The sequence below is a fragment of the Bordetella genomosp. 4 genome (genome assembly GCF_002261185.1).
Classification (GTDB): domain Bacteria; phylum Pseudomonadota; class Gammaproteobacteria; order Burkholderiales; family Burkholderiaceae_B; genus Bordetella_A.
Genome location: NZ_NEVQ01000008.1, coordinates 153,078 through 168,681, shown reverse-complemented (window position 1 = coordinate 168,681; position 15,604 = coordinate 153,078). Strand labels below are relative to the sequence as shown.

General features: G+C 58.3%; 11 protein-coding genes and 1 other RNA gene. 1 reads left to right on the top strand and 11 read right to left on the bottom strand.

Annotated features, from left to right (window positions below; all coding sequences use genetic code 11):
* Positions 1 to 5 precede the first annotated feature (5 nt).
* Positions 6 to 1,163 carry a glutamine-hydrolyzing carbamoyl-phosphate synthase small subunit gene (gene carA, locus CAL20_RS06015; RefSeq protein ID WP_176456556.1) on the bottom strand — a complete coding sequence of 386 codons (1,158 nt, stop codon included), beginning with the start codon at positions 1,161 to 1,163 and terminating at the stop codon, positions 6 to 8.
* Between the two features lie 255 nt (positions 1,164 to 1,418).
* Here carA and tal point away from each other — a divergent pair, with 255 nt between their 5' ends.
* Complete coding sequence (tal, locus tag CAL20_RS06010; RefSeq protein WP_094822506.1) at positions 1,419 to 2,372, top strand: transaldolase; 954 nt, start codon at positions 1,419 to 1,421, stop codon at positions 2,370 to 2,372.
* A gap of 898 nt (positions 2,373 to 3,270) precedes the next feature.
* Here the strand turns inward: tal and CAL20_RS06005 are convergent.
* The 10 genes from CAL20_RS06005 to CAL20_RS05960 form a co-directional block, all read right to left on the bottom strand.
* Positions 3,271 to 3,798, bottom strand: coding sequence for a carboxymuconolactone decarboxylase family protein (locus tag CAL20_RS06005; RefSeq protein WP_094820158.1), 528 nt, complete (start codon positions 3,796 to 3,798; stop codon positions 3,271 to 3,273).
* An 85-nt stretch (positions 3,799 to 3,883) separates the two neighbouring features.
* Positions 3,884 to 4,681 (bottom strand): ABC transporter permease, encoded by a 798-nt coding sequence (locus CAL20_RS06000; protein ID WP_094820157.1) that lies wholly within the window; start codon positions 4,679 to 4,681, stop codon positions 3,884 to 3,886.
* Positions 4,682 to 4,683: 2 nt separating this feature from the next.
* A complete protein-coding gene (locus CAL20_RS05995; RefSeq protein ID WP_094837417.1) occupies positions 4,684 to 5,493 on the bottom strand; it encodes an ABC transporter ATP-binding protein in 810 nt (269 codons plus the stop codon).
* Positions 5,486 to 6,526: an ABC transporter substrate-binding protein gene (locus CAL20_RS05990; protein ID WP_094837416.1), complete on the bottom strand. Its 1,041-nt coding sequence runs from the start codon at positions 6,524 to 6,526 to the stop codon at positions 5,486 to 5,488. The genes CAL20_RS05995 and CAL20_RS05990 overlap by 8 nt, the downstream gene beginning before the upstream one ends.
* A 274-nt stretch (positions 6,527 to 6,800) precedes the next feature.
* Positions 6,801 to 7,409, bottom strand: a complete 609-nt coding sequence (recR, locus tag CAL20_RS05985) for a recombination mediator RecR (RefSeq protein WP_094820178.1) — start codon at positions 7,407 to 7,409, stop codon at positions 6,801 to 6,803.
* Positions 7,410 to 7,492: 83 nt separating this feature from the next.
* Complete coding sequence (locus CAL20_RS05980) at positions 7,493 to 7,819, bottom strand: YbaB/EbfC family nucleoid-associated protein (protein ID WP_094820154.1); 327 nt, start codon at positions 7,817 to 7,819, stop codon at positions 7,493 to 7,495.
* Positions 7,820 to 7,899: 80 nt separating this feature from the next.
* On the bottom strand, positions 7,900 to 10,083 hold the full coding sequence (locus CAL20_RS05975) for a DNA polymerase III subunit gamma/tau (RefSeq protein ID WP_094820177.1): 2,184 nt from the start codon (positions 10,081 to 10,083) through the stop codon (positions 7,900 to 7,902).
* A 200-nt stretch (positions 10,084 to 10,283) separates the two neighbouring features.
* An RNA gene (ffs, locus tag CAL20_RS05970) (signal recognition particle sRNA small type) lies at positions 10,284 to 10,381 on the bottom strand.
* A 78-nt stretch (positions 10,382 to 10,459) separates the two neighbouring features.
* Positions 10,460 to 12,688 (bottom strand): ankyrin repeat domain-containing protein, encoded by a 2,229-nt coding sequence (locus CAL20_RS05965; protein WP_143277049.1) that lies wholly within the window; start codon positions 12,686 to 12,688, stop codon positions 10,460 to 10,462.
* Positions 12,689 to 13,028: 340 nt separating this feature from the next.
* The gene (locus tag CAL20_RS05960; protein WP_094837414.1) at positions 13,029 to 15,479 is read right to left on the bottom strand and encodes an ankyrin repeat domain-containing protein; all 2,451 of its coding nucleotides are present in this window, start codon (positions 15,477 to 15,479) and stop codon (positions 13,029 to 13,031) included.
* Positions 15,480 to 15,604: the final 125 nt, after the last annotated feature.

Below are 15,604 nucleotides of genomic sequence, written 5' to 3'. Positions count from 1 at the left end.
GGTATTTATTTCTTCTGGCCGGCCATCAGGCTGATAAATTTGTCGAACAGCACGATAATGTCGTGCGGGCCCGGGCTGGCCTCAGGGTGGCCCTGGAAGCAGAAAGCAGGACGATCGGTCAGCTCAAAGCCCTGCAAGGTACCGTCAAACAGCGACACGTGGGTCGCGCGCGAGTTGGCAGGCAAAGTCGCCGCATCCACACCGAAGCCGTGGTTCTGGCTGGTGATGAACACGCGCTTGGATTGCAGGTCCTGCACAGGGTGGTTCGCGCCATGGTGGCCGGTCTTCATCTTGACCGTCTTGCCGCCCACGGCCAGACCCATGATCTGGTGGCCCAGGCAGATACCGAACGTCGGGATCTTGCGTTCGAGGAACACACGGGTCGCCTCAATGGCATAGTCGCAAGGCTCTGGGTCGCCAGGGCCGTTGGCCAGGAACACACCGTCCGGATTGAGCTTGAGCACGTCTTCGGCAGACGTCTGTGCCGGCACCAGCGTGATACGGCAGCCACGGTCGGCCATCAGGCGCAAGATGTTGTATTTCACGCCGAAGTCGTACGCAACCACGTGAAAGCGGTCTTGGGCAGGCGAAGTGAAGCTCTCGCCCAGTTTCCAGGTACCTTGTTTCCAGTCCAGCGGGTCTTTGATGGAAACGACCTTGGCGAGGTCTTGGCCGGCCATGCCGGGAAAGCCTCGAGCCAATTCGACGGCGCGATCGGCATCGTCGCCGACCAGGATACAAGCGCCCTGAGCGCCGCTGTCACGCAAAATACGCGTGAGCTTGCGCGTGTCCACACCGGAAATCGCCACGACACCCTGGGCAGCCAGGTAGTCGGGCAACGATTGCGTCGCACGGAAATTCGAGACGCGCGACGGGCAGTCACGCACCACCAGGCCCGATGCCAGGACGCGAGAGGTTTCGACGTCCTCGGCGTTGACGCCGGTATTGCCTATATGCGGATAAGTCAGTGTGACGATCTGGCCGTTGTAGCTAGGATCGGTCAAAATTTCCTGGTAGCCTGTCATGGCCGTGTTGAACACGACCTCGGCGACTGTATGACCCGGCGCGCCGATGGACACGCCTCGGAAAATGGTACCGTCCGCCAAAGCTAGAATTGCAGGAGGGAAGCGATCAGCGCCCTCGGGAAAAAGTTGCGGCAGCACAGTAAACCCCGGTTTCAGAATCGATAATCAAACCTTGTAATTATACCCTCTCGGGCCATTTTTCCCCGAAAACCGCGCCGATTAAGGCCGGGAGCGGTGTTTTTGGCTGCGGAATCCACCAAAAATGTAATAAATGCTCCTTCAGGGCAAGGGGTCGAAAACGCAGCATGGCGGTACTTTTTGTCAAAAAAGGCGACGGCGCGTAGTGATACCCTAGCTCTTTATTGTCAACCTTTGCCTACGCCGACCCGTCCCATGTCTAGCCAGCTTGAAGCTTTACGCAGTCACACCACGGTTGTTGCCGATACCGGCGATTTCGAAGCCATGCGGGCATTACGCCCGACTGACGCCACGACCAATCCGTCGCTGATCCTGAAGGCCGTCCAGAAGGACGCCTATCGGCCGTTGTTGCAACAGGTTGTCCAAGAACATCGAGGCGCGTCTGCGGCCGAACAGACGGATAGACTGCTGGTCGCCTTTGGCCGTGAGATCCTGAAAATCGTTCCGGGCAGGGTATCGACCGAAGTCGACGCCCGCCTGTCGTTCGACACCCGCGCCACGATCGAGCGCGGCCGTGGCCTGATCGCGCTCTATGAGGCGGCCGGCATTGCGCGCGAACGCGTGCTGATCAAGATCGCCTCTACCTGGGAAGGCATCCAGGCCGCCCGCGCCCTGCAAGCCGACGGCATCCGCTGCAACCTGACGCTGCTGTTTTCCCTGCCGCAGGCCATGGCTTGCGCCGATGCGGGCGTGCAATTGATCTCGCCGTTTGTAGGCCGGATCTACGACTGGTACAAGAAAGCCGCAGGCGCCGACTGGGTCGAGGCCGAACGTGCCGGGGAAAACGATCCCGGCGTGCAGTCGGTCACCGAGATTTACCGCTACTACAAGCGTCATGGCATCGCGACCGAGATCATGGGCGCGAGCTTTCGCAATGCCGGCCAGATCCGGGCTCTGTCCGGTTGCGATCTGCTGACCATCAGCCCGGAATTGCTCACCGAGTTGGATCAGACCGAAGGCGATGTGCCTGCGCGCTTGAGTGTCGACAGCATCGGTACGGATGTTCCCGCGCACCGTACGGCTGACGAGATTTGGTTCCGCACCGAGTTGAACGCAAACGCGATGGCGACGGAAAAACTGGCCGAGGGGATTCGTTTGTTCTCGGCCGATGCGGTCAAACTCGACGCTTTGCTCGCCGCTGCCAATTAGCCGGGTCTGAATCGACCCTGTTTTGATCGTTCAGGTTTGCAGTTGTGGGCAGAGCGGGGATCGAGTGCTATTGGACGTCGAAGCGGGGCAGTGACCGTGTTGGCGCTTCACGTGGCTGGTCGGCCGCCTGCGCGTCCGACACCGCTTCACTAACCTCGTCCGCGCCTTCGCGCTGCCTTCGGTATCCGCTCGCTCAGCCACGAGGCGCGCCAACACGGTCACTGCCCCGCTTCGACTCGCACCGTCTCTGATTCCCTCGTCGCCGGCACGAGCTGTCTACGTAGGCTTCGTAGGATCGGATTTTTGCAAGGACGAAATCTCGCAGGGCGGCTATTCATTGGCGCCTACGGGCGCGCCAATGAATAGCGTTCGTGATCTGCATGCGAAGGCTTTGGCGTCAGCGATAAACAGACGATCTCTCGAGCGATGATTTCTCATAGATCAGCAGACGACTGTTCGTACCACGACTTCGCGATATCCAAAGATGTGCGACGCATCTTCGCATGCATTAACTCTAGCCAAGCAGATCTTCCAACCAAGCACCACGCCACGCCGTCGCATGCCCGGACCGATAGCGATTCGCGTGTGTGCAGGGCACACGCGAATCGCAGCCCTGCAAGATCTTTCTCTTTACCATCAGAGCAGCAAAAAAACGCCAAGCAAGAAACTCGTGCCAGCGGTGTGATGAGCTTGAATTACTGCGAGTCGAGCCGAGGCAATCGGGCCGTGGGGGCGCCTCAAAGCCGAGTGGAGCGGAAGTCGAAGGTAGCGCGAAGGCGCGGACGAGACGAGCGAACACGGTGTCCGGCCCCGGCGGGCCGGACCGGCTTTGTGAAGCCCCCACGGCCCGATTGCCTCGGCTCGACGTCCATAAGCACGCCACTCCCCCCAGAACGACTCACCGATGGTCGTGCGAGTGCACCTGCAGCGCCTCTAAAAAGCGCGACACCATGTTGTAGGCGGCCACGGTTGCAGTAAGCTCAACCATCAATTTATCGCTGCCGATGGCTTGGCGTGCAGCATCGAATACCGGTTGCGGCACCTGGACGTTGCGCGTCATCGTGTCGGTATAGGCCAGCACCGCACGTTCTGTTTCCGAGAAAAGATCTGACGACTCCCATTGATCGAGCGCATCCAGTTGTGCCTGGCTGATGCCTTCGCGCAGAGCGATGGGGGCGTGCTGGTCCGCTTCGTACGGCGCGCCGTTGATAGCAGCCACGCGCATGATGACCAGTTCGCGCAGGTCGCCGGGCAAGGTGCTCAATTGGCGAATGGAGGTCAGATAATTCAGCCAGCCGCTGGCCACTGCCGGGCTGTGCAGCAGCATCTGATACAGATGCAGGACGCTGCCGCGCTCGGCAACGATGCGATCGACCAGGGGCTTTGCCTCTGGATGCGATAAATCCGCGTAAGAAAGACGTGCCACGATGCAAATCTCCTAAGAACTCATGCAGGCTGCCGCAAGGCAAAAAAAGGCCCCAGGGCCATGCAGACCTTGGGGCGAACTCCACTCAGATTTTTTCGGTCTCGCCCGTTTTGGGCTGCCATTTCATCAATCGCTTTTCACCGATGCCGACCAGATAGTCGAGCAACAGTGCAAAGGCCGTCAGGACAACGATGCCCGCAAATACCGTATTGACGTCAAACGTGCCTTCGGCCTGCAAAATCAGGTAGCCCACGCCGCTGGCCGAGCCGAGATACTCGCCCACCACCGCGCCGACGAACGCCAGGCCGACCGACGTATGCAAGCTGGAAAACACCCAGCTCGTTGCCGAAGGCAGATAGACGTGACGTAGCAATTGACGGCGACCTGCTCCAAGCATGCGAGCGTTATCCAACAACGTCGGACTGACCTCGCGCACGCCCTGATAGACGTTGAAGAACACAATGAAGAACACCAGCGTCACAGCCAGCGCGACCTTGGACCAGATCCCCAGACCGAACCACATCCCGAAAATCGGCGCGAGAATCACGCGCGGCATTGAGTTGGCAGCCTTGATGTAGGGATCGAGAATCGCACTGGCGGTATTCGACAGCCCCAGCCACAGCCCGAAACCCAAACCCGATATCGTGCCGATGAAAAACGCCAGCACGGTTTCCGAGAGCGTTATCCACAAATGGCGATAGATATCGGCATCGGTGACGAACCATGCCCAGATGCGTTTCGAGACCTCGAGCGGTTGACCAAAGAAGAACGCCACCTTGGGATCCAGCGATACGACGTACCACACGACGAGGATGACGGCCAGCAGCAATAGCTGCCAAAAGCGCAGGCTGAACGACGAGCCCGGTTTAGACAATTTCGACATAATCAGGCTCGCTTTTGCTGGGCATAGCCCTTCAGAACTTCCTCACGCAACACGCCCCAGATCGCGGCATGCAACTCCACGAAGCGCGGATGGGTGCGCACTTCTGCCACGTCTCGTGGACGCGGTAAATCAATCGCGAACTCGCCGATGGGATGCGTGCCCGGCCCTGCCGACAGCACCACCACCCGGTCGCTCATCGCAATGGCCTCGTCCAGATCGTGTGTGATGAACAACACGGCCTTGCGCTTGGCCATCCACAGATCGAGCACCTCGTTTTCCATCAACTGACGCGTCTGGATATCGAGCGCCGAAAAAGGCTCATCCATCAAGATGATGTCGGGATCGCGAATCAGCGTTTGCGCGAGCATGGCGCGTTTGCGCATCCCGCCCGACATCTGGTGAGGATAGCGTTCTTCGAAACCACCCAGGCCCACGCGCCGCATCCAATCACGGCCACGCTCCAGCGCCTGGGCACGATCTACGCCGGCAAACTCCAGGCCGGCGATGACATTCTCCAGAGCGCTGCGCCATGGCAGTAGCGCCTCGCCCTGAAACATGTAGCCCGCACGAGTATTGATGCCATCCAAGGCCTGCCCAAAAACCTTGACCTGCCCGGACGAAGGACGCAACAAGCCAGCGCCTACGTTCAGCAGCGTGGATTTGCCGCAACCCGTTGGCCCTACCACCGAGACGAACTCGCCCGGTGCGATAGCCAAGGTCGTGTCCTGAACGGCGGTATAGCGTTTGCCCCCGCCGTCGCGGGACACGAAGGTGCAAGTGATATGGTCGAGTGAAAGTGCGGCGTCAGCCATTGGGGTATTTCTGGTTAGCACGTTGGGTAAATTCGTTGGTCCAGGCCTTCGACGGGTCGATCTTGGCAGCGTCGAAACCCTTGACGTAGGCGGCCAGCGCCTTGGTAGCCGTGGCGGCACCGTCCTCGGGAATCACGCCATCAGGCGAGAAGCCCTCTTTGCTCTTTTCGAGCGCTGCCTTGTACACATCGGGTTCGCCCAACAGATACTGGGTCGGCACGGTTTTGGCGATTTCGTCGGCGCTGGCTTGCTGAAGCCATTTATCGGCGCGCACGATCGCATTGGTCAATGCCTGCGTCGTGTTGGGATTCGCATCGAGAAAGGCTTGCGGGGCATACAGGCTGCCCGCAGGCATATTGCCGCCAAAGATCGCCTGGGTGTCTTTCAAGGTGCGGGTATCGACGATGATGTCCATATCGCCGGCCATTGCCAGCATCGACACCACGGGGTCTGTATTGGACATCGCGTCGATCTGGCCGCTGCGCAACGCTGTCACTGCGCCTGCACCGGCGCCGACACCGATGAACGACACATCGCTGTCGCTCAAACCATGTTGCGCCAGGAAGAAACTGACCACCATGTTCGTCGACGAACCAGGCGCAGTCACACCGATTTTCTTGCCTTTCAGATCGGCAGGGCTCTTGTAGTTGGGCAAGGTCTTTTTCGAGACCCCAAAACCGATCATGGGAGCGCGTCCCTGCAATACGAAGGCGCGATAGAACTGCCCCTTGGACTGCATGTGCAGCGTGTGCTCAAAGGCCCCGGACACCACATCGGCGCTGCCGCCCACAACGGCCTGCAGAGCCTTGGAGCCGCCGGCAAAGTCTGCGATCTTGACGTCCAGGCCTTCGTCCTTGAAGTAGCCCTTGATCTCGGCAATGCTGAGCGGCAGGTAATAAATCAAGGGCTTGCCACCCACCGCGATCTGTACGCTCGTTTTTTCTAATTTCTGGGCCCGCACAATGGCTGGCGCCATGCTCATCGCACCGGCCGCACCGGCCAGTTTGAGTAAATCACGACGAGTGATTGACATGGAGGGTCTCCTTTGCCGCTATGCGGCCTGTGTGTCCATTGCGGCCTGACTGGCCGTCACGTAATCATTATGCAGGCACGAAACAGGGTTCGAAGGCGATCAGGCCGATCGCGCCAGCAAACTGCCTGTTCGACCGTCGCCGCAGCATCATACTCCAGTGATTTCCAGAGTTCTTCCGTTGTTTTCCCTAGGCGTGTCGGCACGGCAGGCATATCGTTGAGACCGCCTGCGGCGCGGAAACCGCTGAAAATCCACGTGAAAACGACATCGAGGGCTAGGCTGATTTGCGTTCCATCAGCGCCCAGGCGATCGTCCCCGCATCGACGTACTCCAGCTCACTGCCCGCGGGCACGCCACGGGCCAGACGGGTGACCTTGAGGCCTTTGTCAGCCAGGACCTCGTTCAGGAAATGCGCGGTCGTATCGCCCTCGGCCGTGAAATTGGTGGCCAGGATCACCTCTTGCACCACACCATCGGAGACTCGTTCGAGCAAGCGATCGAAATCCAGCTCTCGAGGGCCTATGCCCTCGAGCGGCGCCACACGGCCCATCAGCACATAGTACAAACCACGATACCCGTGGCTGGCCTCGATCATATTTTGATCGGCCGGGGTTTCAACAATGCATAGCAACGAGGGATCGCGTTTGGGATTGGCACAGGTGGCGCAGATCTCATCCTCGGTAAAGCCGTTGCAGCGCGCACAATGACGCAGATTCTGCACAGCGCCTGCCAAGGCCCTGCCCAGCATATCGGCCCCTTGCAGATCGTGCTGCATGAGGTGATAGGCCATCCGCCGCGCCGAACGCACGCCGACGCCAGGCAGGCGGCGCAGCGCCTCGATCAACGAGACCAGCGGCTCAGGTTCAGGCAGTTGAGAATCCATCTCGGCCACAGAAACAACGAAAAGAAACAACGGAAAACGGCAAGCAGGTGCGCCAGAAATACGCACCTATTCGCCTGACAGGCTTAAAAAGGCAGCTTCATTCCCGGCGGCAAGGGCATGCCGGCAGTCACGCCAGCCATTTTTTCCTGCGCAGTGGCTTCGGCCTTGCGCAGCGCGTCGTTGAACGCCGCCGCCACCAGATCCTCGAGCATGTCTTTATCGTCGGCCAACAGGCTGGGATCGATCTCGACACGCTTGACGTCATGGCGGCAAGTCATGGAAACCTTGACCAGACCACCACCCGAGGCACCGTCGACGACGATCTCGGCCAGTGCATCCTGGGCTTTTTTCATGTTTTCCTGCATCTGCTGCGCTTGGCGCATCAGACCGGCCAGTTGTCCTTTCATCATGATGGGAACGTCCTTGAATAGGGATAAAAATTTAACAGGTGTTTGGGTTCAAAAAGAGAACGGCGACCTATTTACACTGATCATGCTCGCGGTTCGACAGCCCGCACCGCGCTGACACGGCCGCCGAAATCGGCTTTCAATGCCAGCACAAAGGGATCGGCGTCTACTGCCTCCTCGGCCGCTTTTTGGCGTGCTGCCTTTTCGATCTGCGCCACGGCGTGTGCCGTGCTGTCGCCCGTCGCACCGACCTCGATTTCCAGGCGCAGCCCTTGGCCGAAATGTTCGCATAGTACGGTTTGCAGGCGCACGCGGCTTTCACTTTCCGCCAGTGTTTTCACTGCGACGCGCAGCACGACGGCATCGCCCTGCACGCCCGACCATTCGCTTTGCCGAGCCAACTCTGCCGCCAGGCCAGTCACGGGTAATTTCGCCGCCAACGCCGGCCATTCGGTGGCCGACATGCTGTTCAGACTGGCACGGGGCTGACGAGAACGGCGAGGAGGCGGAGCGGATGGCCGACGCGGCGCAGGCGCGAGGTCTGCCACCGGTGCCGATGTGGCCAGCGTCTCGAACTCATCATCCGGATCGGCGGTGAACTCGGCCGCGGGCATGTAACCGCCCTCGGCCTCGTCCGGAATGTCCTCGTCCACCCAGGCTGGCGGCTCATCCGGGCGCGGCGGCGAGGCCTTGGTCTGCGTGTGAGCAGAGGACGGAGTCACTGCCAACGCCGCCGCGTGCGCCGCCTTGGGATCCAAGGGCGAGGCAGACTCGGGCGTCGACGTATGGCTCTGAATTGATGAAGGTACCGCGTCCTGAGATCGGGCTTGAGCGGGATCCAGCGATGAATCCTCAGCCGCGGGCAAGTCCTCCCACGGAGGAATGTCTTGCTCTGCACGAATAGCAGCCGGCTGTGCCCCAGGCGTGGGAGCCTGCTGCGTAGCAACGCCCGTCGGACCTGCCGGTGCGGAGTCAGTCTGAGTGCCAACCTGGGGGGACGGGGCCGCAGCAGCCGGCCGCTCGGAACCGGCCGGCACGGCGGCGCGAAGCGGCTCCTGCGCCGCGGGGCTTGCCGCTACAGGCACCGAAGCGGCCTGTTGTACTGCTGTGCCCCCCCCTGAGGCGGCAGCCGATACTTCGCCCACCACTGGCGCAGGAGCCTGTAACGCCGTCTGCGGACCTGCCTGCCCGTTCAGCGCCAACATACGCAAACAGGCCATGATGAAGCCCGCATGCTCATCCGGCGCGAGAGAAAGCTCGCTGCGGCTATGTACCGCCACGGAATAAAACAATTGCACTGCATCAGGATGCAACAACGTCGCCAAACGCCCTATATCGCCAGCCAGAGGGTCCTCGGCGGGAGTCGCGCCAGGCACGCGCTGCTCGATCGCTATACGCGAGAGCAGCACCGCCAGATCGGCCAGCGCGCCTGCATACGACAGGCCACGCGTCGACAGTTCCTCTGCGACCGCCAGGACGCCCGCGGCCTCGCCCGCCGACAACGACTCGAGCAAACGTACCAAATGGCGTTGATCTATCGTCCCCAGCATGCCGCGCACGGCGTCTTCGGTCAGATTGCCCGCGCTGTAGGCGATCGCCTGGTCAGTCAGCGACAAAGCATCGCGCATCGACCCGCCGGCCGCCTGCGCGATCAGACGCAAGGCCGGTAGCTCATTGCCGATGGACTCGTCCGCCAGCACCGCCTGTAAATGGCCGACGATGGCATCAGGCGGCATTTGTTTCAAGTTGAACTGCAGACAGCGCGACAGCACCGTGACCGGGATTTTCTGTGGATCCGTCGTCGCCAGGATGAATTTCACATGGGGCGGCGGCTCTTCGAGCGTTTTCAGCATGGCGTTGAACGCATGCCCGGTCAACATGTGAACTTCGTCGATCATGTAGACCTTGTAACGGCCCGCGCCCGGGGCGTACACCGCCTGCTCCAGCAACTGGGTCATTTCCTCGACGCCGCGGTTCGACGCCGCATCGAGCTCCAGGTAATCCACAAAGCGGCCGGCGTCGATCTCGGTACAAGCACGGCATTGGCCGCAGGGTCGAGAGGTAATGCCGGTCTCGCAATTCAGCGATTTCGCCAAAATGCGCGACAAGGTCGTTTTACCTACGCCACGCGTGCCGGTGAACAGCCAGGCGTGATGCAGGCGCTGAGAGTCGAGCGCATGGGTCAGCGCGCGCACCACGTGGTCCTGGCCTACCAGGGTATCGAACGAACGTGGGCGCCACTTGCGGGCCAGTACCAGATAAGTCATGGACGGATTGTAGAGCCAGTTATGCGCCGCCTGCACGCCCAAAGCAAAAATGCCCCACGCCGCGCCTTCGGCTCGCGGCTCCCAAGGGGCATTTTTATCCTGGGGCGATCTGGCGACAAAAAAGGGGCGCCGCAACCAGGGCGCGAATTGCCCTAATGCTGACAATTCGTTCCGATTACGGCGCCCCTTTTGGGAAACCGAGTGACGAGCCTTACTCCGGCACTGATCCTAAACGACTATGGCTGCTTCGTTCCCGACCTGACCAGGTTCACCGCCGAACCATGCGAAGGGGCCCGTCAAATGAGATTCTAGCAGAGCAGACGAAAGATCGCTTAATGACACCTCTGTTGGCCGCCCCCCCTCATCCTGAATGAAATCACTGAGACGCCGTGTCCGGCGCCGCAGCCGCAGCAAGAACCAATACGTTTAACGCATCTTGCTCGTCGTAAGCCCGCAACGTGTCCATGGCAACAGCGACATCTCCCCCTGCGGCAATGAGGGTTTGTGCATCCAATCGGTTACCCTCTATGGCCAAATCAATCAGCACTTTGGCCGTGGGCACATTAAGGTCAATAAGCGTCCCCAGCCAGGCGCGCTGCCCGTCCTCAGCGAGTTTCCTTATTAATTCGCCAGTATCTATTTGCGCCCGAACTAACCAGTCGAGCCGGTGGAGGCCAGGCTCGTCGATGGGTGCGTCGCCTGCGATCAAGGCGAATAATGCTTTCTCTGCCACCGCATGCCCTTTTAAATTCAATACCCTCTGTGCGATCGCGAAATCGTTAGCTTCGAGCGCTCGCAGCAACGCGATGTGGTAGTCGGCCCCCATCATGGTCAGGCCCTGTACGACATTCTGGTCTGGCTCGTGTTCTGCGCTTATGGCGCGCATCAATGTCGCATGAACGTCCGTTCCCCAGGCCATTAATCTGCCCGCGGCCTCTCGAGCGTTCGCCTCTAACAATGACAGCACTGCCGCTGGCGCATCTGCACCTATCTCAATCAGAGCTCGCATCAGATCTCCGTCATTGCTTTGAGCTGCCCGTAGCAACGCGCGCTGTCCATTGGTCAAGGCAGGCACAAATGTCCGTGCTGTATCGGTATCCCCGTTAATAATGAGCTCCGTGAGCGTATCGGCTGTGGTATCCGTTGGTCCGATGAGGTTCTTAGCAGCCTTCATGTTGCCGGCCTTCACTTGGCCGACGAGAATTTCGGATAAAGTCATACCCGCGTTCAGGCACGCATCCTTTGCTTTTGGCACTCCGAGCCACGGAGGCGACTCCCCCAGCAGCCTCAGAGCGGCGACGGTATCAACGCCGCAGCCAAGCAGCATCGCCATATCAACGACGTCGCCGCATTTTGCGGCGTTGACGAATCTCTCAACCATCGCACCGGAATCGAGAGTCGATATTTCTGCTTTTTTTCTGTTGATATCGTCGGATACGCCTTCACTCAACGGGTGTGAAGGCGCTGCACCCGCAAAAATCAACAGTTTTATTGCGTCAAGATTTGGTTGATACTGTGGACGGCCCCCAGGCGTCTTGCACAGTCGGGTCAACGTCTCTGATGTTGGCGTGCCGGCGTTGATCAGCGCTCTTGCTGCCGCCAAGTTTCCTGCAAGAGCAAAGCTTTTGAGAAACTCTTCCGAATTCACAAGACCAGCGGCAATCAGTGTTTTTATAGTTTCGACATGCCCCCCCATTGCCAGCTCTCTGCAAGTGAGCTCGTCGATCGGCAGCATAACCGTACTTAATGTTTGTACGGCACGTATGTTCCCGCTTTTTGCCAACTGCAGCAGTGCTAACTTGCTGGTCCAGTTTATGTCTTGGCGATGTCGCGAACTAAAAGTATGCTCGTCCACGCTGTCATCGTCACTCCCTAGTTCCGATCCAATCAATGATCTCATGGCACCGCTATTCTCTGGGCTATTGGCTTTTGTTGCCAAGATCTTCAGCGCCATAACCACATCGGCACCCGCTGAGATCAATCGCGCCATTGCCTTACGATCATCCGAGTTGGAGAGCGAAGCAAGCGCTTCGGATCCTTTAGCGCCGAGTAAAATCAATGGACTTATTGCGTCCCACTGCTCCTTTTTGACCGCAGACTCCAATGCTACGGTGGCATCCATTCCTAGCGATATCAGCAGTTTCGCGGCTTTCACCTTGTCCGGATCGCTGTTATGCCGAAGGATATCCACCAGCACCTCCGGACCGTTAACTCCTGCGGCCATCAACGCCGTCGCCATTTCCGCATGACCGCCCTGGGCAGCAGCCTGCAAGGCCTCCGATAACTTGACATTCGCGCCCGCCAGGAGCAGCTCGTCGACTAATTCCCGGTCATCCGTTTGAGATTCGACCGCATACGCGAGTGGGGTGAATCCGAATAGATCTTCGGTATTAATGATATCGAGACCTTGTTCGCCAGCTCGCTTTGCGAGGTTCAATGCAATTGAACGGCTGCCCATTTGAATGGCGACATGAAGAAAATTTTGGCCGTGCGCGTTTTGCCCTGTTTCGATATTGAAGGATTCGTCGCTGAAAACCAAGGCGTCGAACGTTGCCCAGTCGTCATCTAGCAAAGCCTGCTGTAGCGCGTTTTGTACTTCTGCCATACCCTCATTGTTCGCCGGCTCTGGTTCTATCTGAGCCGGAGAGGGAGGCCCCAAAAAGGGTTCAATTCCATAGGACATAGGATGACTCTCTCAAAAAAAACGCGATAAAACGTCAAATGAGTCAGCCACCCGACTACCAATCGGTTCACAATTCTTACGTTACACATGAGCAACAGGAGGCTGCACAGCGTAAGGAACGAAATTTAAAATTTCGTTCCATGCACCATTCTGTCACCTAGCCTGCCAAGGCCCAACCTGCTCCTCGAGGGACCCTGCCGGAGCCACACGAGCCAACAGAGATAAAACACGCCGCTCAATGGCTTGCTAAAAGTCCACTGGGTCAAAGGCTCACCGCCGGCACCATACGTTCCCTGGCGCCCGCCAAGGCCAGCACCAACACAGTTAGCGCCACTTGCTCACCATCAATCTGCAGAGTCCGCATTGCTGTGATGAAATCCGCTCCGGCGATAATTAAATTTCGTGCACCGATCCGGTTGCGTTGTTTGCTCAGCTCTATCAGTAATTTAACAGTGGGTGCGCCAAGCGCTATCAGCGTCTTCAGTTGGGCGGTCTTGCGGTCCTCGATGAGTTGCTCTAATACTCTGTCAGTATTCAGACCCGCCTGAATCAGCTGCTTGAGCCGGCTAGCCTTGAGGTTATAGGCGAGCGTGGCATCCTGGCTCAGGGTTAGTAAAGCCTCCGTCGCCGCTGACGTACCCCCAAGATTCAGTATTTTCTTTACCGTCTCTGTCTCTCCGAGTGCCACGGCTCGTAGCAATGCGATGGAAAACTGGGCCCCGATCATGATCAAATCCCCTATAGCGGTTTTATCTGAATCATGTCCCTCACGTACGGCGCGCATCAGCGCCGTATGAACGTCCACGCCCAGGGCAATCAATCTGCCCGCGACTTCCCGATGTTTTTCTCGCAACAATGACAGCAAGGCCCCCGGCCCGTCTGCGCCGATCTCAATCAGAGCTCGAGCCAGGTTCAAATCATTACATCGAACGGCCTGTGTCAGAGCAAGCTGCCCATCGGTCAAGGTAGGAACGAGTACGCGTGCGGTTTCCTGGTCCCCTTGAACAATGAGCTCAACGAGCGCATCGGTGGCGATGTTCCGGTGCTTGGCAATCGCTCTGGAGACTTGCATATCACCGGCCTTAACGCGATCGATAAGAGTCTGGGCGGTGACCGCACCTGCGTCAATCAAGTTGCGTATTCCTAGGGATCTGCGTCCTGCCTCCATGTCACGTGCAATGCGCATTTCGCGAGATATAAGAGCCTCAGACGTGACCCGGCCGGTATCAATCAAATTAGGTATGCCTAATCTACCTACTCTTTCCCTATAACGTAATAGGTGTATTTCGCTTGATAGCGACGCGTCGTCTATCTCTTCGGGCTGGCTTAAATACTGCAGTGCAGCAATCAGGTCGGCCCCTTTGTCAAGTAGAAGCGCGGCATCCGCGGTGTACTTGTTTGTTATTGCGGATAAGAACGCCGCATTTACCTCGCTGGGAGAGAAAGACGATATCTCCTTTTTTCTCTCATTGATCTCGTCTCTCAGCTCCTCGGGAAATGGTAACCCGTCTGCGCCGGCGACAAACAAGAGTTTCAGCGATTCACGGAAGTTCCGATACTCCAGACTGCCTGGACGGCTGGCGCGCAGGTCGCGGAGTAGACTTTCCAGCGTTCTTGATGCCGGCACGCCAGCATCAAGCAAGGTTTTCAAGGAGTTCCAATGGCCATTGACAACAAAGAACCGCAGACATGTTTCTGATTCGTCTTTTCCAGAAATAGTCCGCAGCGCGGTTAGGGCTTCGACATTTCCGCTTTTGGCCAACTCGTCCCATCCTCGATGCTCGGGAGCTATCGCCCGAGCCAAAGTCAGCATGGTCGCGGTATCTCCGCTTTTTAGCAGCCTCAACAGCGCTGCCGTATCGATTCTTGAAGTCTCATGCCAACGACGCCAACGCTCGCTATAGTTGATTCTGTTCAAAAAGGACACATCCCTGTAATGGACCAGCCTATCGGGGTGTTTCGCCAGACTGATCAGCGCAGTCTCGACATCCGCGCCCGCCGACACTAAGCGCGCCAGTCTGCTTTGATCACGAGCATTGGCAGCCGAGGCAAGCGCATCAGCTCCGTTGGCGCCAAGCAAAAATAAAAAGCTTGCCGCCTCTTCTGGACAATGTTCGACCGCGTAAGCAAGCGCATCTGTCGCGCTAACTCCTAGCGCTATCAGTAATCGAGCGGCGTTGGCTTTCACGCGACGCAGATGCGCCGCATCGTCCGCGATAATCTCTGCCAGGACTGTGGGTGCGTCAACGTCCGTACCGACCAACCGCGTCGCGATTGCCACATGACCTCGTTGCGCGGCAGATTTCAGTGCCTGCGCCAGCCCCTCGCGTGCACCGGCGTTGAACAACGCATCGACCAATTCGAGGTTGTCGGTTGCTGAATCTGCCGCGTACATGAGGGGGGTGTAGCCGGTCAGATCTTTACTATTAATAAGATCGAGACGTCTCTCGTGAGCGAGTTTTATGAGATTCAAAGCGACCGATTGACTGCCAGTCTTGACGGCAACATGAAGACAATTTTTGCCGTTATCAAAGCGCATTTTTTCGATGAGTGTCTCAGCGTCGTTAAACGCTGCGGCCTCGAATACTGACCAATCGTCTTTCTCTAAGGCCTCTAATAATGCCTTTCGAATATTTTGGGTATCCGGATTTGCGTGAAAACGATTCTCGATTGAGGGAGATCGACTCGGAGGGAAACAGAGCTCATTGAGCATAGGTAGATCCTTACACAGGAAAACGACATGGACGACTGGACAAGAACGGGATTCACAGCATCGGACCGTGGCGGCGCATACTGCCCTCCGCAGCTTGCTTGCGGGCACAAGTCTGGGCATCGGTT